Here is a 16819-nt window from a genome sequence, read left to right as displayed (position 1 = left end):
GGCCCGGCCATTCCCGTTCACTTCGGGGATTAACTTTAAAAAGGGAGCGCACTACCCACCCCTCAGGTGAGAGGCCATGAGCGAGATAGAGACCATTGGCTTTCACTACGTTGTTGAAGCCGCTGGCTGTGACCCAGAGATACTCGGTGACGCTGACAAGATAAGACAGATATTCCTCGAGGCGGCGAAGGTCGGCAACATGGAGGTCAAGTCGAGCTACTTCTTCAAGTTCTCACCGACCGGCGTCAGTGGCGTCGTCATTGTCGCGGAGAGCCACATCTCAATCCACACCTGGCCGGAGAAGGGTTACGCGGCTCTGGACGTTTACACCTGCGGAACCAAGGCGGAGCCCGAGAAGGCCGTTGACTACATCCTCGACAAGCTGAAGGCAAAGTACGCCCACGTCTCCGAGATAAAGCGCGGAATAGAAGAAGACGACGAGACCTTTACCCACATGATAATGACCTGGGAAGAGAGCCTCAGGAAAAACGGAAACGGAAGTTAAAGGAGCTTCTCTATTTCCCTTATCCTTTCTAGGGCATCGCTGAGAACCTTTCTGACGTTCTCGAGCTTCGCCTGGAGCTCGCGGTTCTGCTCCTCAAGCTTCTTGACCTGCTCTCTGAGTTCGGTGAGCTTCGCCTCAAGCTCCTCCTTCTCGCGCTTGAGCTTCTCGTACTCCTCCATGGCAACGAGCTGACCACCCTTGGCGAGGACTTCAACATTCCTGACGAGCTCGTCCAGCTTGCCCTGTTTTATGAGCTCATAAGTTTCCCTGACGAGCTGACCGGCCTTTGTCTCGCCCTTGAGGTGCTTCCTTATCGTTGCCTCAGTCCTGCCGAGTTCCTCAGCGATTTCCCTGACGGTCATTCCAGCCTTCTCCCTCGCTATCGCTCCGGCCGCTACCGCGAGGCTGTCAACCCAGGTGAGCCTCTCGGCCGGGTCCTTTATGAGCTCTATCACCTCTGGCCTGAAGAGCGTCGCGAAGAGCAGTATGCTCTCGAGCCTGTGTATCTCCTCCCTTCCAATCGGATTCAGGGGAACCTCCATGCCTCTCACCCCCTTTCAGTTTTCACTCAATCTCAACAACGGTCTTCCTCTTCAGCACCTTGTCCGGGTAAACCACGATTCCCCTGTCGGTTATCTCGAACGGGTGCCTCCTCATGGAGTGACTTGTTCCGCGCATCTTCCAGACTATCAGCGAGCGCTTGAGCTCGCCGTCAATCTCATCAAGGTCGAGCCTTATTATGCCGTCAACGCCGTGCTCAACGCCAGGCCCACCGAATCCGCGCTCGCCAACGCTTATCTGGCTCACGAGTATGCTCGTGACGCCGAGACCCGCTAAAACGCGCTTGAGATGCATGACGATGCTCCTCGCCATCGCCGGCTTGTTGATGTAGAGCGTCGTAACCGAGTCTATAACAACGCGCTTGGCCCCGAGGTCTTTAACGGCCGTTCTAAGGACGTCTATGAACTCCCTGATGTCCGTAAGGTCGTGAACGATGTACTTCTCGTACTCCTTGCTCTTACCGATTCCCGCGGTGAAGGCGTCAACCATCGCGAATAAACCTTCCTCCTCGTACTTTCTCACGTCCCAGCCGAACTGGGCCATGTTCTGCCTGACCTGAACCGGGTGCTCCTCAAGGGCGACGTAAATGCCGGGCTCGCCCATCTGGAGGCCGTTCCAGATGAACTGCTGGCTGAATATGGACTTGCCAGTTCCCGGCCCGCCGCTGAGCAGGACAACGTTCCTCTCGGGAATTCCCCCGTGAAGGATTTCGTCCATGCCCGGAATGCCGGTCTTGACCTTCCTAATCATGAGCGTCACCCCCTTTAGTAACCTTTAGTTACCATTAGGCTCTACGCAAAAGGTCTTAAAAAGGTTACGTGCGGTTAGAAAATTCAGCGCTTCCGCCTCAGGAACTCCCCGATGTCGGTGACATTCAGGATGAATTTCCTTCTGCTCTCAGGGTTTATCCTGCCAATGCCGAGGATAACCCCGTTCTCATCGTATATTACGAGCTTCTTCGTCCCCTGCCAGACGTACTTTCGCACGCCACTCCTCGGGACGTCCTTGCCCGTGGTGAAGAGGAAGCCGGCCTTTGGACTCAGCACCGCGTAGTTCTTCTCGACCTCAACGAAGTAGAAGAACTCGACGTTGGGATAGAACTTCTCAACCAAATTGTCAACCTTAATCGTGCCGACGAAGGTTCCGTAGGCGTAGGGCTTGACGGCCAGGTCCTCAAGCTCCCTCCAGACCCTCCCGTTGACGGCATAAACGTCCCTGAACTTACCCTCAACGACGGCGAAAAAATGGTGCTTTAACTCGCCGTACTTCTCGGCCTCCCGCAGTATGAGGTCGTACTCCCAGGCCGAAGCACGGCGGTAGCGGAGTTCCTGGCTCATGTCACTATGCTTGGCACGGAACTTAAAAGCTTAGCCCGTTCCGCCAGGAGGGCTGACGTTTTCAGGGTAGGCAACTATAACGGTCGCGTTCTCGGGGACGCTTTCGTTCATATGAACGTGGATGTAGTAGTCCTCAACAATCCACTGGGCGGTCAGAAAGCTCACCGCGCCCGAGAACAGCAGAATCAGGAGCGCCGAAACGATGAGCAGGGGCGAAACATCTTCAAGGTTTTCCGTGCGGAGCAGAAGGAACAGGCCAAGGAGCGAGAGGAAAGCCCAGGCAACGAAGAGGACCCTCAGGAGGGGAGTCTCATCGAAGGGTTCAAGGGAGACCGCCGTTGAACCGGCCAGCCCGATGGAGAAGTAAACGACCCCAAGGTATTTTCCCCTTATGGGGACCGAAGAAAGGCCAAGATAATAGAGGGAGAAAGCCCCGATGGCGAAGTACAGGAGAACCAGGAACGGAAGGAGCCACGCAACTTCACGAAACGCCCGCTGGGGTAGGAGAACAGAGAACATCACCGGGGGAATCCCGTAGAAGACAAGGTTGAGAACACCTTGAACGAGATAAACGGAAGTCAGCAGGAGGCCCTTCATGGAAGGTGTTGGCGGAAAGTTGTATATTTACTTTTCGAGCTCATCGAGGAGCCTTGCAAAACCATCCATGTCAGTTTTCTCGAACTCCCTCTCGAACTCAAGCCCGAGCTCCGCTATCTCCTCGGGCGTTATCGTCGTCTCCGGGTTTTCAGCGTTTATTCCAGGGCAACTCCCGTCGTAGTAGAGCCACAGGGTTTCTCCTTTGTACTGGAAGGGTCTCTCCCCCTCGACGCCGAGCGGTTTTCTGGAGACCATAAAGGGGTAAATACGGCAAATAATAGGTCTGACCTCGTGAATCCGGCACTTACCGGTCTCCGGGTCGTGGAAGACACAACCCAAATCCCACTCGCGGACGGCGAGAACGAAGCGTATCTTATCACCCTCAACGGAGAACGTCACGAAGTCCTGGGGGTCGTTTCCGGCTTTGGCTATTCGCTCAACATCCCTTAGAGTTAGATAGACGTGCCTACCCCTGCAACAGTCGAGGCAGTAGAGACAGCGGAAGCCGACCGGCTCTGTGAAGGGTCTCGGTTTGAAGCGCATAGGCGGGTGTTGGGCTCTCCCTTTATAAAGCTCTCGATATTTTAGTAACTTCCCTACAGAAATCTTTTTAAGCGATTTAAAGTTACTTGTCGTGAAAAAATTTGGGGGTGGTAGAATGGAATACGGTGAGCTCAAGAAGAACTGGGCCTGGCTGTTGGGCCTTGGGATAATCTTCGTAACCCTTGGAGTCGCGGGACTGCTCCTCTTGCCTCTAACGACGATAACGAGCGTTGCCGTCTTCGGAGCCTTCATGGTCGTTGGAGGAACCCTCCAGATTGCGCAGGGAATAGCGAAGGCCAGAGACTGGAAGAGCAGGGGCCTGCACATCCTTATGGGCGTTATATATCTCATCGGAGGTATAGCGACCCTTGAGAATCCCGTTCTCGCGACGACAATACTAACGCTCGTCCTCGGCTTCTCGCTGATTACAATAGGGGCGATAAGGATTGGCATCGCGTTTCAGAACAAGGACGTCAACCAGTGGGCCCTGATGGTTCTCTCGGGAGTCCTGACGATTCTGCTGGGAGTTATGATAGTGCTCCAGTGGCCCTGGTCAAGCCTCTGGGCAATCGGACTGTTCGTGTCCGTTGACCTTATAATGAGTGGAGCTAACTTCATAGCGATAGCCCTCGCGGCAAAGGTCGAGGGCGAAAAAACTCCTGCAGGAGGTGTGGCAGGCTGATAGCCCTAATTTCCCTTATTTTGGTCATAACGCTCTCGCTCATAATCGTCAGGATAGGCGCCACCGCCCTTGAGATGACGGGCCTATCCAAGGAGGTCGCCTCGTTTCAGGCCCAGTCGGCCTTTTCGGGGACGGGCTTTACAACGAGCGAAAGCGAGTACGTGGTTTCCCATCCAGTGAGGAGGAAGATAATCAGGATTCTAATCTTCCTCGGGAGCGCTGGAATAACCTCGGCAATAGCAACCCTCGTGCTTACGTTCGTTGGGAAGAGCAGGAGTGAGGCAACGAGCTCCCTGATAATCCTTGCGCTCAGCCTAGGGACCCTCTACGTCGTCTTCACCTCCAAGAGAGTAGAGAAGTGGATGAAAAAGTGGATTAGGCGTTTCCTGCAGAGGGCCTTTCCCCAGCTCAGGGTTTACGACTACACCCAGCTCCTCGGCATAACCCACGGCTACTCGATTTCCCAGATTAAGGTTAAGAAAAACAGCTGGCTCGCCAACAGGACATTGAGGGAGCTTGAACTCGACAAGGAGGGAATCCTCGTCCTCGGGATTTACAGGAAAACCGAGAAGGGCGAAATCTATATCGGCGCCCCGAGGGGGGACACGCTGATAAAGCCAGGCGACGTTCTGATATGCTACGGTCCAGAGAGTGCACTATTAAACCTCTCACAGAGGCTTAAAGGCAAGGAAGGCGACAGAGAGCATGAAAAAGCGGTTAAAGAGGCCGAGCTAAGGAGGCTGGAAGAGGAGCTCCAGGCTTAAGTGTTCAGGTGCGCGTCGAACTCCCTGCTCTTTTTATATTCGGCATAGCCCCTATCGAGCCTCTTCGCGACGTAGGGCCCGTTTTTTCTGTAGCCGAACTTCCTGTAGTACTCCCTGACACCGATGCCGCTGATGACGAGCATCTTCTTAACCTCAAACTCCTCCCGCGCTATCCTCTCGGCCTCGGCCAAAAGCTCCCTTCCGTATCCGCGATGCTGCCACTCATAGCGTGGCTTTCCTCCAATCGGCACGAGCGGGCCGTAAACGTGGAGCTCCCTGACTATGGCTGAGGGACAGCAGTTTATCTCCTTCCTGTGGGCCTTCTCGCTCGGAATTCTAAGCCTGAGGAAGCCGATTAGGATGTCGTTCTTAACGTCCTCGAAGCTGAGGAAGATTTCCCTTCCGCCAGCGGCATCGTAGTCCTCGCGGAGGAGCTTTATATGCTCGACCTCCGGCTGGATTCCGAACTTCTCCATCATGTGGCCGACTTCTCTAAAGCGAATCTCCCTCGGCCTTATGCCGCGCTTTATCAGCTCGTTGAAGACCAGCTGGCCCAGGTTTGAGTGCTTAACGCCGTCAACTATAAGTTGAACGGGAATGTCGCGCTGGATTCTCATTACCCTAACCCACTTCGGGAAGAGCTTGTAGGCCTCGACGAGAAGTTCAACGGCCTCCTCCGTGCGGTAGGGGCGGTATTTACCTTCCTTCCACCAGCGATAGAGGGGAGCGTCCCTCGTAACGAGCGTCGGATAGATTTTCAGCATATCGGGCCTGAAGCGGGGGTCTTCGAATATTGTGCGGAAGGTGTACAAATCTCTCTCAAAGTTGCTCCCCGGCAGACCGGGCATTATGTGGTAGTTGATTTTCAACCCAGCGTCTCTCAAAAGTTGGGTGGCCTTTACTATCTCCTCGACGCCGTGACCTCTCTTAGTTCTCTCGTGGATGAAGTTGAATATAGTCTGGACGCCAAGCTCAACGCGCGTGGTTCCCAGCTTGAGCATCCTGTCTATGTGTCTCTCGAAGGCCCAGTCCGGGCGGGTCTCTATGGTTAGGCCGACCATCCTCACCTTCGCCCTCTCGTTCTTCCTCTGCTCGTCTTCAAGGTAGTAGTAGGGCTTCGAGTGGGTTTTCTGCCAAGCCTCACGGAACTTAGGGTCCTCCTCAAAAACGGACTCGTCCTTCTTCACTATCAGCCTAATCAGCTTCTCCTCGAGGTTCTCAATGTCCTTGAAATACGGAAAGTCGTTCATCGCCTTGAAGGCGCACTTGATGAACCACTCCTGATAATCCAGGTCAACCGCTGGAAACGTTCCGCCCTGGATTATGACCTCGACCTTGTCAACGTCGTGGCCGATGTCGGTGAGTTGCTTTAACCTACGCATCATGATGATGTAGGGGTGATATGCGCTCTGGATTGCCCTCAAAGCGGAAGGCTCCCTTCCCGTGTAACTCTGGGGCGAGCCGACGCTCGGCCCACCGGGACAGTAGATACATCTGCCATGAGGACAGGGAAATGGCTTCGTCATCATGGCGACGACGGCGACGCCACTTATAGTTCGGGTTGGCTTTCTCTTGAGCAGTTCCCTGAACTCCTCGCGCCTCTCCTCTGGAATGGCCTTCAGAATGTCCGAGTTACCTGGAATCTTTGAAAGATGATACTTTCTCGCCACCTTAATCTTCCAGCGGTTGAGCTCGTCCCTACTTTTAATCTCGCCCTCCATCACGAGTCTCGCAAGCTCTCTAACTGCCTCTTGGAATCTCTCATCCATAGCGACACCTCTCGCTCGATGTAGGGCGGGGTTTTAAAAGGGTTTGCGGGGCATATTCAGTTACTAAATAATTCACCAAGTGAATAGGTGATAGCTATGAACCGCGACGAGCTGGTCGCTTTCCTCGACGAATACCTTCAGATTTCGGCGTACCCCGACAAGTCGAGCAACGGACTGCAGGTGGAGGGAAAGGAAGAGGTTGAGAGGGTAGCCTTTGCCGTTGACACGACACTCAGAACAATCGAGAGGGCCGTTAAAGGAAAGGCCGACATGCTCGTTGTCCACCACGGAATGATTTGGGGAGGCCTTAACTATATAACAGGTATCCACTACAAAAGGCTGAAGGCGCTAATCGAGAGCGGCCTGAACCTCTACGTGGCTCACCTGCCCCTCGATGCTCACCCTGAAGTCGGCAACAACGTCGGGCTTTTGAAACTGCTCGATTTAGAGCCCAAAGGGCCCTTCGGCGAGTACAAAAGCCTGAGCATAGGCTTCTACGGCGAGTTTGAAGAACCTCAGCCGATTGAGAAAGTTGCCCAAATAATAGCGGAAAAGCTCGACACAACAGTTAGAACCTACGAGTTCGGGAGGAGAGTTATTAAAACAGTTGGCGCGATAAGCGGGGCAGGCGCTTTTGCACTGGAAGAAGCTTACAGGAAGGGAATGGACCTCCTCATAACGGGAGAGTTCACGCACGCGGATTATTTAACGGCCCTTGACCTGCCCCAGAGCGTTTTGGTTGCGGGCCACTACAAGACGGAAACCCTTGGTGTTAAGGCCCTGATGGAGCTCATTAGGGAGCGCTTTGGTCTCGATGTCTTCTTCATAGACGAACCAACGGGCCTTTAATTTCGTTTTTTCGGCGTAACTACCTACACAAAAGCGTTAATAACCGGCCGAAACAAAGTTTTTTGGGTGACAGGGATGAACAAGGCCCTCGCTATCATGGCGATTATCACGATTGCACTCGTCGCGTACGCATTTGAGACAGCCCAGCTGCCGCCAGCGACCATTGAATACAAAGAAGTGTTCTATATAGACAACCAGAGCATTACCTTTATCACTAAAGACGGTTATGGACTCTTCACAATGCACATAAAGCCCAAAATAAGCTCCTTCGAGCTAACGATACAGTTCCCGGAGGGAACGAGCTACCTCGTCCGCTACGGAGACAGGGACTACAGAGGAAAGGATACGTTCAAGATTACCGTTGACAAGGACAGTGTTCCCGGCGAGGTGTACGTCCAGTTTCAGCTCCCGGAGGAGCTCACGCGGAGGATAATCTACGAAGGCGAGAGCCCCGAGATAAAGGTTATCGGCGAAAAGACCCCATTCTGGCACGCCGAAGACGTCATTTACATCAAGTACCGGAAGAAAGAGAAGTCCTGAGCTCCGAGAGAACCTTTTCTTCCCCCATTATTCTGACAGAAATGCCAAGTTCTTCTGCGTATTTGAGAACCCAACCGGGACTAGCTCTGAAAGGAGTTACCACCCACAGCTCGGGAAAGCCGGCGCGGTGGGCCTTGACCACATCGTAGAGAACCCTCTGAGGAAACCACTTGAAAGACGCTTCGAGTTCGATGGCCAGGAGCCTTTCTTCGCCCCGGAGGATTGCCACGTCTATCCTCGTCCCGTCGGGCGTCCGGTATTCTGGAACGGCCTTGAAGCCGAGCTCATCTGCGAGCGCGATTATCTGACGTGTTAGGGTTTTGACCTTGATTGGGGACACCAAAAGAAAAAGATAAACGAGAAGTTAAAAACCTACTCGACGAGCCTGAGAAATATTTCTTCGAGGGTTGGTTCTTTTACCATCAAAAACGTCGAGCATGAGCACCTGAGGAACGTAGAAGAGATACTTCAGGTGGTACTCCTTTTTGACCTCGGCGAGCCTCTCCTGATAGGCCGCCCTCTCCTGAGGAGTCAGCCCAGGTTTCTGAATGCCGAATTCGGAGTTAACTTTGTCCTTAGCCATGCCGTTCACTATCTGTGGCGCAACGAGGCCCGTAACCAAGAATATAACGAGGGCCAGCCCCAGGGCAGTGTTGGAGGAGCGGACAAAGGTAGAAATCAACAGGCCGAGGGCCAGAAGCTGGAGCATGGCGAGGAGGATTAGCAGGTTCGTGAGCGTTAAGTCCTCAACGAGGGAAGCCGTTAGCGAGAGGCCGTAGTACTTCGTCACCACGAAGGACATGAGAGTGGCAAGGGCCATAGCCACGACTATGCTGGAACCCCCTCCGAGGAACTTGCCGAGCAGGTAAGAAGTCCTTCCCAACGGCTTGCTTAGAGCTATTCTGACCGTTCCGTTTTCAAGGTCCGAGTTAACGGCAGTTGCCCCTGCAATGAGGGCATAGAGGCCGATGAAGAGGAAGGCGCTGGCCGCTATGTAATCCATAATGCTCATGGCGAGCAGTTCCTGAGAATTTGTAGCACCTTCAAGGTTATCCTTAACTTCCCTGAAGGCCATTGCATATATCAGCAAAATCAAAACGAGTATCAGCCAGAACTTCTTCGTTCTTAGACTCTTCTCCAGTTCGAGTTTAAACCCCCACATTCTTATCACCTCAGGTCGGCTTTTCTGAATTTGAGCCAGGCGATTGTAAGGTAAACCACCGTAGGTATGACCAGCATCGCCAGATTGCCAGGATAGCTTAGAATCTCCGAAAGGGACTTAGGCGGAAGGTGCTTCTTCAGAGAGACTGCCGTCGCAAGCACGGCGTATTGCAGGAAAGGACTCGGCACGGGAAGGGAATTTTTGGCCAGAGCATCAACGAAGGAACCCCCCGCCGAATTTGAAGCTGCGATGACGGCGATTGGAACGGCGAAGCCCAGGAGGAAGGCCAGGACCAGTGAGATGAAAAGCGCCTTTCTGCCCCTCATGAAGGATGAAAGCAGGTAACCGAGCGCCAGATACTGGACGAGCGAGAGAAGGAGCAGGGAACCGAAAACCAAGCCGAGTTCAAGGGTTTTACTCAGAGGGGCACCCAAGCGAAGGGCGTAGGCAACGAGAACGACCGCGTAGAATGCCGTGCCAATGAACACCGCAAAGACGTCGCTCAGGAGCGTCCCGAGGAAAAAGTCCCTCCTCCCCAACGGCTTGCTCAGCAGAACTCTAACAGTGCCGTTCTCGATGGTCGAACTTATCGAAACCGCCCCGAGGGGAAGGACTACAAACGGCAGGAGCACGCTATCCAAAGTCGAAATCAGGGCGTTCAAAACGCCGGTAGGGCCGTAAAGGGAGTGATACTTATCGAAGGTTGCCTTGTTTAAAAGCGCCATAAGGGCTGTAAAGGCGACGAAAGCAATGAAGCGCCTGCTCTGAAGGCTCAGCCCGAGGAAAACACCGTAGAGCCCACGTGGCGAGAAGGAAAACTCTGGAAGTGAAAGGGCCTCGGGGCCTCTAAGCTCCCTCCTTCTAAACAGCTCCATTCCGACGAGCGACAGGCCAGCAGAAAGGGCCAAAAGTCCTCCAACGGCCTCGTAAGAGACGGAAACGCTCCCCCCGATGGAGATGGCTTTTTCAAGGTAAGCCGTCGGGATGAAGGAATAATCAAACTCCCCGAGGAGCATGAGGATGACGAAGGCTCCCAGCCCGAGGAAGACCCCCGAATCGCGGGAGGTCGCTAAAGGGAGGCGGAGCAGGGCGATTCCAAGGATACCAACCAGCGAGAGCGAGAGGGCGAGGGAGCTGATTAGGTAGCCCCTAACCTCGAGACCGTGGGCGAGCATCGCGAGTGTCCCGGAAACAGCTACTCCTATAGCAAAAATCAGGGAGAGTTTTAGGCCTTCAGCGGCCCAGCCGAGGAAGTAGCGCCTCCTGGTCAGGGGCTTTGAGAACATCAGGAGAACGTTGCCTTGCTCGAACTCCGAGCCAAAGTGCGAGAGGAGAATGATTAGCAGGAGAGGCATGAAGAGGAACTTGAGGAAGTTGGGGAGCCACTTGGCGAGCAGGTCGGCGGTTATCAGGTAGCCGAGTTTTTCGGGAGATACGCTGGGGTAGTGAGCGGTAAACCTGTGAACGTCTATCTCGACGGCTACGGCCGGTAAAATGGAGATGAGGAAGAGCAGGAGTTTAGTTCTCATTTCACACCACCCCAAGCGCTGAAGTCCATCCTCAAAAGCCTGAACGCTGAAAGGATGAGCGGGATAGCAGAGAGCACCATAAGAACCAGAGACGCCTCCGCTGAGCTAATCGCCGGAGCGAAGAGGAGTGCGAGCAGGGGAATGAGAAGTAAAGCACCTTTCCTCGTGAACAGTCCTGTGAAGAAAGTCGGGGACGCTAAAAAGAAGGCCACTCCAAAGGAAAACCTGCACACGGGGATTGAGATTCCAAAGAGCAGGGAAGTAATGAGAAAGAGCCTCAGGAGGTAGCTCCTGCCAACTGGTTTGCTGAGTATTAAAACGGGGTTCTCCGAGAGAACTTCAAGGGAGGCGAGGAGCAGGAGGAATAGCAGTGCGAAGGACTTCAGTGTCCCGTCAACGGGAAGAATCAGGAGAAGTATAAGGGTCTGAAAGGTCCTTGAGGCCCACAGGCCAGCGAGTTCTTTTCCAATCCACCAGGGAAGGAAGGAGATATACAGTGCAGGGAGGGAGGGTTTGATAACGGTTCCCGGCTCAAAGCGCAGGAAGAGGAGGAAGGTGAGCACGGTGAGGGCCAAGAAAGTGGCCAGCGTTAGGGAGAGCCTGAGGAAAGCATCGCTGTCGCCTGTTTCAACGTCCCTCGCGAAGAGCTCAAGCTGTGCACCGGGAGAAAGGAAGGCGTAGTTTGAGTAGCGTCTCTCAAGCTCAGTAACGAGCCTGCCATATTCTTCTTTATTAGCCTCGTAGTCTTCCAGGCTCTTTATCTCAAGGGCACTCTGGGCCTTTTCCTGGGCCTTAAGCTGAATGATTCCCGGGGGGACGAAGGTGAGCAGGAGAAAAATTACAATGCCCGCGGTCATGGCCTTTTTGGGGCTCTTAATTGCAAGGGAAGTCAGATAACCCAGCGGGAGGAAGGGAATGGCAAAAAGGGCAAAGACCACAGAGCGGACGTCAAAGAGAGCAAATGGGGCGATCATAAGGAAAACAATCAGCAGGTGGGAGAAAAAGAGCTCAAAAAACAGGCGCAGTCGCCGGTAAGGCTTGGAGAGAAAAATCTGGGCTGTCTCCCAGAAATCACCGGAGAACGCCACGAAGAGAAAACCCGCAACAAAGTAGGGTAACACGAGGCGTGCATCATCGAGGAGGGGATAAAGGGCTAATCCCACCGCGTAGAGCAGGAACACGTTCCACTTGAGCTTCAGCGATTCGAGCGTAAACACCGGATATGCCCCGCGCCAGACAACCCCCGACATTAAACCACATCCACTAAACAGAAACTACAAAGATTTTTATAAGATTTTTCTATCTCCGAAGAGTTATCAGGGTGTTAAAATTTTTCCAACCGCCCAAAACCAAAAAATGAATGAAAAGCCGCCCGAAGCTCCGTTAGCTCCTCCGCGCTTTAACGACGTCAAGCCTGTTAAGCGCCCTCCCCCTGGGTTCTCGATTTTCCGGGAGTACTTCATCGGGAGCATGACGTTTTCAAGGCCGGTCAGGTAGGGCACGAGGTAAAAGAACTGGAATATTATCCCAAAGTTCTCAAGGCGGTAACGCCTCAGCCCCTTCTCCCCCATCGCGGTTATATCGGTTCCGTCCACGATAACCCTGCCGTCCGTCGGCCTGTCTATGCATGTCAAGATGTTGAGAAGGGTAGCCCTCCCGCTCCCCAAAGCGCCGGCTATAATGTAGAACTTTCCGTCCTCAAACTTTAGGGTTTGCCAAAACTGACCCGCTGTCAAGCTTATTTTCTTTTACTAATTCCTGTGCTATTTTCTAAGTTTTTTGGGATGTCCTCTCTGATTCTCACTTTCAGCATCAATTGTAGTATCTATATCTGTCCTGATTTTGAAATAGTGACAACCATTCGACAGCAAAAACCGATAGAGATTCAAAAAAGCGTGCCATTACACCGCAAACGTAACCACGGTGAAGAAGATTATTAGCGGGCCAATCATGTTGCCGGTTTTGTAGGCGTAGCCATACATTACCCCCGCTTCTACTGAAGCGAGAATTGCGACTGTAGTGGCTACGGGCAATGGTCTGTTCAGAGCCTGGAGAATATGCATTGCACCCCAAAAAACCATTGGAATCACTATCGCGCTCTTTTCCCCCACGAACTTAGCACTGCCAAGGTACAGCATATTGACGGACAGTGCCTCTACGAGGTAGTATACGTACTGAGAAAAGAGAGCGAACACTGCCATGGCCCTATCTCCAGATGCGAGTTTGAGAAAGTACCGGTATTCCCCAAGTATCTGGGGGTGATAAGCTTTCATGAGGAGTGCAGGAACGGCTATTGGAAGCAACAAAACGAGGGCGCAGAGGAAGGCAAGTCCCAGCCCCTTGAACGAGGGCTCCCCTCTCCACAGATTAGCCCAATTCAGATTTAACCATTTAAGAAAGATGCCCATAAGCAAAAGTCTTAGAACGGTTATCCCCCATAAACTCGCGACGTAATATTTGATTCCTGAGCCAAAAACAGCCCCAAACACCCTGTTAATGCTCAGTTCAAGGCCCCAGCTGATTACAACCGCATAGCCAATGCCAAGGAAGAGGGTACCCTTCCAGCCATCCATTTTAACGCCCCCAGCTATTGATTGTAACCATACTCCAGTTTATGGGGTCCTGTCTGGCTTTAGTTGCGGCCCGAAAGCCCGCCGAAAAAAGTTCAAGGGCGAAAGTGAGGGTGAAGCCCGCAAGGATAACAAGCAAAGCACCGAGGTTGATGTGTATGACCAAGCCGTAGAAGAGAACGAAGACTGCCGTTATCAGGCCCATTATCATAAGGCTCCGGATAACATTCCAAGCGTTTATTCCCACGAAGATCGCCACCATTCCTGCTGGAGAGGCGTAGAGCATTGGGAAGCTCCGCCCAATCAGGAGCTTGGAAAGGCTGCCCCGCGGAAGGAATATTATGTTGTGCACGATGAAGCCTATCAGAAAGAACTGGAGGAAAGAGTCTGTCCCGTACTGCTCGATGTTCGCATTTATAGTCACCAGGCTGGCGAATATCCCCATCACCGCAACCTGGATTAGAAGGCCTATCAGATAGCTGACCACGTCCCAGCGGTAGCTGAAAAAGACCTCCCTCTGAACCTCGAAGAACTCGTGGACTATTCTAAGGCCGTCCCTCATTTCAACCGAGAAAAGTTAGAGAGAGGATTTAAAAAGATAACGGCTTCTCAAAGGACATTCACCAAAGCTCACCCGAGCCTCTTCTTGACCTCCTCTATCGCCTCCTCGGCCTTCAGCGGGTTCTTTATCCTGCCCTGGGCGAGCTCTTTCCTTCCGCCACCGCCGCCGCCGGCGACGGAGGTTATTATCTTCGCCAGCTCTCCCGCTTTAAGGTCGAGGCCATCGCCAACTGCAACAACAAAGTGACCCTCCCTGCTGATGAGGACTACAACCCTCTTCTCCTTCCTGAGCCTGTTGGCAGCCTCGCGGAGGTCCTCCATCGTGCCCTCGACGACCCCGCCTATGAACTCTACATCGCCAACCTTCTCGACCTTGTTCTCCAACTCGTAGACGAGGAGCTTGGCTAACTCTTTCCTGAGCTTCTCTGCCTCCTTTCTGGCCTCCTTCCACTCGTTGAAGAACCTCTCCGCCGTCTCTGGCACCTTCTCGGGCGGGACGCGGAAGATTTCGGCGGTCTTCTTGAGAAGCCTCTCGGTCTCCTGCATCCAGTCGATTGCCGCTTCTCCCGCTGCGAAGATTATCCTCTCAACGCCGTCCTGTATGCGCTCGGTTCTTAGAATCTTAATCGGGCCGATTAAACCTGTGTTCGGCAGGTGCGTTCCACCGCAGGCCTGAACGTCCCAGTCCTCTATTTTAACGACCCTTATCGTTCTTCCGGGAACGACGCCGCCCTGATAAAGGCGGAAGCCGTACTTCATCTCCGCTTCAGTCCTCGGAAGCCACTCCCAGGTCACCTTCCTGTTCTCCATGACGACGCGGTTGGCGAGGCGCTCGATTTCTCTAAGTTCTTCCTCGGTTATGCGCTTGTAGTGACTTATATCCAGCCTGGCCCAGTCGGTGTGGAGCTGACTTCCAGCTTGCCAGACGTGTTTTCCTAAGACTCTGACGAGAGCTCCCATGAGGACGTGCGTTCCAGTGTGGTGGCGCATGTGCTGTATCCTTCTGTCCCAGTCGAGCTTTCCGTGAACCTTCGCTCCGGGCTTGAAGAGCTCAGGTTTATCAACGCGGTGGAGGATTACCTTCCCGACCTTCTGGACGTTCGTAACCTTGACCTCTTCCCCATCAACCTCAAGCGTTCCTGTGTCGTAGGGCTGACCTCCGCCCTCAGGGTAGAAGGCCGTCTGGTTGAGCACGACCCAGTCGTCTATGACCTTAACGACCTCGGCGTCGAACTCCTTCATGAAGGGGTCCTCGTAGTAGAGCGTCCTCGTCTCGGGTAAGTCCTTAACGAGTTCGAAGTCCACTACATACTCAGCGGCGGTTTTCTTCTCGGTCTTCTCGGCCTGTTTAGCCACGAGCGTGTAGAAGTTGTCGGGAATCTCGACCTTTATGCCCTCCTTCTGAGCCACTTCCGCCACTATCTCAGGGGTAAGGCCGTGGCTCTCGTAGAAGAGGATGAGCTTTTCGAGCGGGAGCTCGTTGATGCCCTTCTTCTTGAGCTTCGCTATTTCTCTCCTGACAAGGTCGCTTCCCCTCTTGAGGGTCTCGTGGTAGCGCTTCTCCTCAACATTGATTATGTCGAGGATAACGTCCTCCATCTCCTTGAACTCTGGGAACGTCGGCGAGAGCTCCTTGATGTGCATCGCGACGATTTCAGCGAGCGGAACTTCGAGGCCGAGCTCGCGGAGGTGCCTTATGCTCTTTCTAATTAGCAGGCGCGCGAGGTAGCCTGCCTTGACGTTGGACGGGATTACGCCGTCGGCGAGCATGAAGGTTAGGGCCTTGGTGTGGTCCGCTATGGCGTAGATTAGCTCGTAGGGCCTAACGGCCTTCTCAAGCTCCTCGACGGTTATGCCGACGCGCTTCGCCACCTGCTCGCGGAGGTAACGCAGGTCGCCCATGTCCTCGATGTCGAACATTCCAGCGAGACGGGAGTTCTCCATCAGAATTCTCTCATCTATCTTTTCAACGCCGGCCATCCTCTTGAGCGGTTCGATAACGTAGCCGAGAACGGCGTCATAAGCGGTGGGCGTGCCGTGGCTCATCCAGACGAGCCTCTCAAGGCCGTAGCCGGTATCAACGACCTTCGTCTCCATCGGGACGTAGTAGTCGCCCTTTATCTCGACCACCTGGCTCGGGTCGGCGTTTTCTGGGGCCTTCTTGTACTGCATGAAGACGAGCGTTGCAACCTCAAGACCGCGGTAGAGCACCTCGAACGCCGGCCCGGCGTTTCCTCCACCAGCCCAGGGGTTCTCCTTGAAGGTAATGTCCTCTGGCTTCATGCCGAGCTCCTTCGTGAAGAACTCGAAGGCGAGCTCAACGGTCTCGTCCATCCAGTAAATCGGCTTGCCCGGGTAGTTGAAGGCGTGGTGGGCCATCATCTCGAAAATCGTAAAGTGCCTGCCCGTTATTCCGACGTTGTCTATATCGGTGAACCTTATCGAGGGCTGGCTTATGGTGAGCGGGTTTGCGGGCGGGTCGGCCTCACCGCTGATTACCCAGGGCTGGAAGTCCATGATTGAAGCGCCAACCAAAAGCACATCGTCTCTCCATCTCGGCAGAACCGGGTAGCGCTTGACCCTTCCGTGGCCGTGCTTCTCAAAGAAGCTCAGGAACTTCTCGCGCATCTCGTCGAGGGTGTACTTCTTCGGTATGCCGGGCTTTCCAATGAACCCGTACTCGTCACAGGGCGGGTCGCCACAGGTTTCCCTGTCCGGGTCAAGCGTCCAGAAGTATTTGCCACACTTGGGGCACTTCTTTCTTATCCAGCCTTCCTCTTTAAACATTCTCGTGGTCATGTCCATGCTCATAATTCTCACCTGGGGGTAACTGAAAGGGGATGTAAAAAA

19 protein-coding genes are annotated in these 16819 nt (G+C 53.7%); 5 read left to right on the top strand and 14 right to left on the bottom strand.

Translation table 11 applies throughout. The features are described 5' to 3' along the window. Positions 1-85: 85 nt before the first annotated feature. Entirely contained in the window at positions 86-505 is a 420-nt protein-coding gene (gene speD / locus MVO87_RS01880) for an adenosylmethionine decarboxylase (protein ID WP_297515994.1), read from the top strand. Here speD and MVO87_RS01875 read toward each other — a convergent pair. From MVO87_RS01875 to MVO87_RS01855, 5 genes are all read right to left on the bottom strand, one after another. Further along, positions 502-1047: a hypothetical protein gene (locus MVO87_RS01875; protein ID WP_297515977.1), complete on the bottom strand. Its 546-nt coding sequence runs from the start codon at positions 1045-1047 to the stop codon at positions 502-504. The genes speD and MVO87_RS01875 overlap by 4 nt on opposite strands. Before the next feature lie 22 nt (positions 1048-1069). Further along, positions 1070-1816, bottom strand: a complete 747-nt coding sequence (locus MVO87_RS01870; protein WP_297515979.1) for a KaiC domain-containing protein — start codon at positions 1814-1816, stop codon at positions 1070-1072. Positions 1817-1899: 83 nt separating this feature from the next. After that, positions 1900-2403, bottom strand: a complete 504-nt coding sequence (locus MVO87_RS01865; protein WP_297515981.1) for a PUA domain-containing protein — start codon at positions 2401-2403, stop codon at positions 1900-1902. Positions 2404-2433: 30 nt separating this feature from the next. Continuing rightward, a complete protein-coding gene (locus MVO87_RS01860; protein ID WP_297515984.1) occupies positions 2434-3000 on the bottom strand; it encodes a hypothetical protein in 567 nt (188 codons plus the stop codon). Positions 3001-3027: 27 nt separating this feature from the next. Continuing rightward, entirely contained in the window at positions 3028-3543 is a 516-nt protein-coding gene (locus MVO87_RS01855) for a YkgJ family cysteine cluster protein (RefSeq protein ID WP_297515988.1), read from the bottom strand. Positions 3544-3658: 115 nt separating this feature from the next. On the opposite strand from MVO87_RS01855, the gene MVO87_RS01850 reads away from it, so the two are divergent. Beyond that, positions 3659-4225 (top strand): HdeD family acid-resistance protein, encoded by a 567-nt coding sequence (locus tag MVO87_RS01850; RefSeq protein WP_297551991.1) that lies wholly within the window; start codon positions 3659-3661, stop codon positions 4223-4225. Beyond that, positions 4222-4989, top strand: coding sequence for a potassium channel family protein (locus MVO87_RS01845; RefSeq protein ID WP_297516644.1), 768 nt, complete (start codon positions 4222-4224; stop codon positions 4987-4989). Before MVO87_RS01850 ends, MVO87_RS01845 begins: the two co-directional genes overlap by 4 nt. Here MVO87_RS01845 and MVO87_RS01840 read toward each other — a convergent pair. After that, positions 4986-6758, bottom strand: coding sequence for a tRNA uridine(34) 5-carboxymethylaminomethyl modification radical SAM/GNAT enzyme Elp3 (locus MVO87_RS01840; RefSeq protein WP_297516638.1), 1773 nt, complete (start codon positions 6756-6758; stop codon positions 4986-4988). The genes MVO87_RS01845 and MVO87_RS01840 overlap by 4 nt on opposite strands. Before the next feature lie 96 nt (positions 6759-6854). On the opposite strand from MVO87_RS01840, the gene MVO87_RS01835 reads away from it, so the two are divergent. Then, positions 6855-7607 (top strand): Nif3-like dinuclear metal center hexameric protein, encoded by a 753-nt coding sequence (locus tag MVO87_RS01835; protein ID WP_297516642.1) that lies wholly within the window; start codon positions 6855-6857, stop codon positions 7605-7607. Positions 7608-7682: 75 nt separating this feature from the next. Further along, a complete protein-coding gene (locus MVO87_RS01830) occupies positions 7683-8147 on the top strand; it encodes a hypothetical protein (RefSeq protein WP_297516641.1) in 465 nt (154 codons plus the stop codon). Here the strand turns inward: MVO87_RS01830 and MVO87_RS01825 are convergent. The 8 genes from MVO87_RS01825 to alaS form a co-directional block, all read right to left on the bottom strand. Further along, a complete protein-coding gene (locus MVO87_RS01825) occupies positions 8119-8487 on the bottom strand; it encodes a hypothetical protein (protein ID WP_297551989.1) in 369 nt (122 codons plus the stop codon). The two genes, MVO87_RS01830 and MVO87_RS01825, sit on opposite strands and share 29 nt — an antisense overlap. 24 nt (positions 8488-8511) lie before the next feature. Further along, the gene (locus tag MVO87_RS01820) at positions 8512-9309 is read right to left on the bottom strand and encodes an ABC transporter permease subunit (protein WP_297514380.1); all 798 of its coding nucleotides are present in this window, start codon (positions 9307-9309) and stop codon (positions 8512-8514) included. A gap of 5 nt (positions 9310-9314) precedes the next feature. Continuing rightward, on the bottom strand, positions 9315-10838 hold the full coding sequence (locus tag MVO87_RS01815) for an ABC transporter permease subunit (protein WP_297514384.1): 1524 nt from the start codon (positions 10836-10838) through the stop codon (positions 9315-9317). Further along, complete coding sequence (locus tag MVO87_RS01810) at positions 10835-12088, bottom strand: ABC transporter permease subunit (protein ID WP_297514387.1); 1254 nt, start codon at positions 12086-12088, stop codon at positions 10835-10837. Before MVO87_RS01810 ends, MVO87_RS01815 begins: the two co-directional genes overlap by 4 nt. Before the next feature lie 66 nt (positions 12089-12154). After that, entirely contained in the window at positions 12155-12574 is a 420-nt protein-coding gene (locus tag MVO87_RS01805; protein ID WP_297514390.1) for an ATP-binding cassette domain-containing protein, read from the bottom strand. Between the two features lie 165 nt (positions 12575-12739). Next, complete coding sequence (locus MVO87_RS01800) at positions 12740-13411, bottom strand: hypothetical protein (RefSeq protein WP_297514393.1); 672 nt, start codon at positions 13409-13411, stop codon at positions 12740-12742. Between the two features lies 1 nt (position 13412). Next, positions 13413-13970, bottom strand: coding sequence for a hypothetical protein (locus MVO87_RS01795; protein WP_297514395.1), 558 nt, complete (start codon positions 13968-13970; stop codon positions 13413-13415). Between the two features lie 68 nt (positions 13971-14038). Beyond that, entirely contained in the window at positions 14039-16780 is a 2742-nt protein-coding gene (gene alaS, locus MVO87_RS01790) for an alanine--tRNA ligase (RefSeq protein ID WP_297514398.1), read from the bottom strand. Between the last annotated feature and the right edge of the window lie 39 nt (positions 16781-16819).

Origin of the sequence: Thermococcus sp. (assembly GCF_027063845.1) — an archaeon.
GTDB lineage: Archaea > Methanobacteriota_B > Thermococci > Thermococcales > Thermococcaceae > Thermococcus.
Note: the sequence above shows the minus strand (reverse complement) of the source record. Positions and strands in the feature narration are given on the sequence as shown.

Bases quoted from the DNA above. Each gene is read 5' to 3' on its own strand.
- MVO87_RS01835 (WP_297516642.1), top strand. From the start codon at position 6,855: ATGAACCGCGACGAGCTGGTCGCTTTCCTCGACGAATACCTTCAGATT.
- MVO87_RS01850 (WP_297551991.1), top strand. From the start codon at position 3,659: ATGGAATACGGTGAGCTCAAGAAGAACTGGGCCTGGCTGTTGGGCCTT.
- MVO87_RS01865 (WP_297515981.1), bottom strand. From the start codon at position 2,403: ATGAGCCAGGAACTCCGCTACCGCCGTGCTTCGGCCTGGGAGTACGAC.
- alaS (WP_297514398.1), bottom strand. From the start codon at position 16,780: ATGAGCATGGACATGACCACGAGAATGTTTAAAGAGGAAGGCTGGATA.
- MVO87_RS01820 (WP_297514380.1), bottom strand. From the start codon at position 9,309: ATGTGGGGGTTTAAACTCGAACTGGAGAAGAGTCTAAGAACGAAGAAG.
- MVO87_RS01830 (WP_297516641.1), top strand. From the start codon at position 7,683: ATGAACAAGGCCCTCGCTATCATGGCGATTATCACGATTGCACTCGTC.
- MVO87_RS01795 (WP_297514395.1), bottom strand. From the start codon at position 13,970: ATGAGGGACGGCCTTAGAATAGTCCACGAGTTCTTCGAGGTTCAGAGG.
- MVO87_RS01800 (WP_297514393.1), bottom strand. From the start codon at position 13,411: ATGGATGGCTGGAAGGGTACCCTCTTCCTTGGCATTGGCTATGCGGTT.
- MVO87_RS01870 (WP_297515979.1), bottom strand. From the start codon at position 1,816: ATGATTAGGAAGGTCAAGACCGGCATTCCGGGCATGGACGAAATCCTT.
- MVO87_RS01815 (WP_297514384.1), bottom strand. From the start codon at position 10,838: ATGAGAACTAAACTCCTGCTCTTCCTCATCTCCATTTTACCGGCCGTA.
- MVO87_RS01810 (WP_297514387.1), bottom strand. From the start codon at position 12,088: ATGTCGGGGGTTGTCTGGCGCGGGGCATATCCGGTGTTTACGCTCGAA.
- MVO87_RS01860 (WP_297515984.1), bottom strand. From the start codon at position 3,000: ATGAAGGGCCTCCTGCTGACTTCCGTTTATCTCGTTCAAGGTGTTCTC.
- MVO87_RS01855 (WP_297515988.1), bottom strand. From the start codon at position 3,543: ATGCGCTTCAAACCGAGACCCTTCACAGAGCCGGTCGGCTTCCGCTGT.
- MVO87_RS01840 (WP_297516638.1), bottom strand. From the start codon at position 6,758: ATGGATGAGAGATTCCAAGAGGCAGTTAGAGAGCTTGCGAGACTCGTG.
- MVO87_RS01875 (WP_297515977.1), bottom strand. From the start codon at position 1,047: ATGGAGGTTCCCCTGAATCCGATTGGAAGGGAGGAGATACACAGGCTC.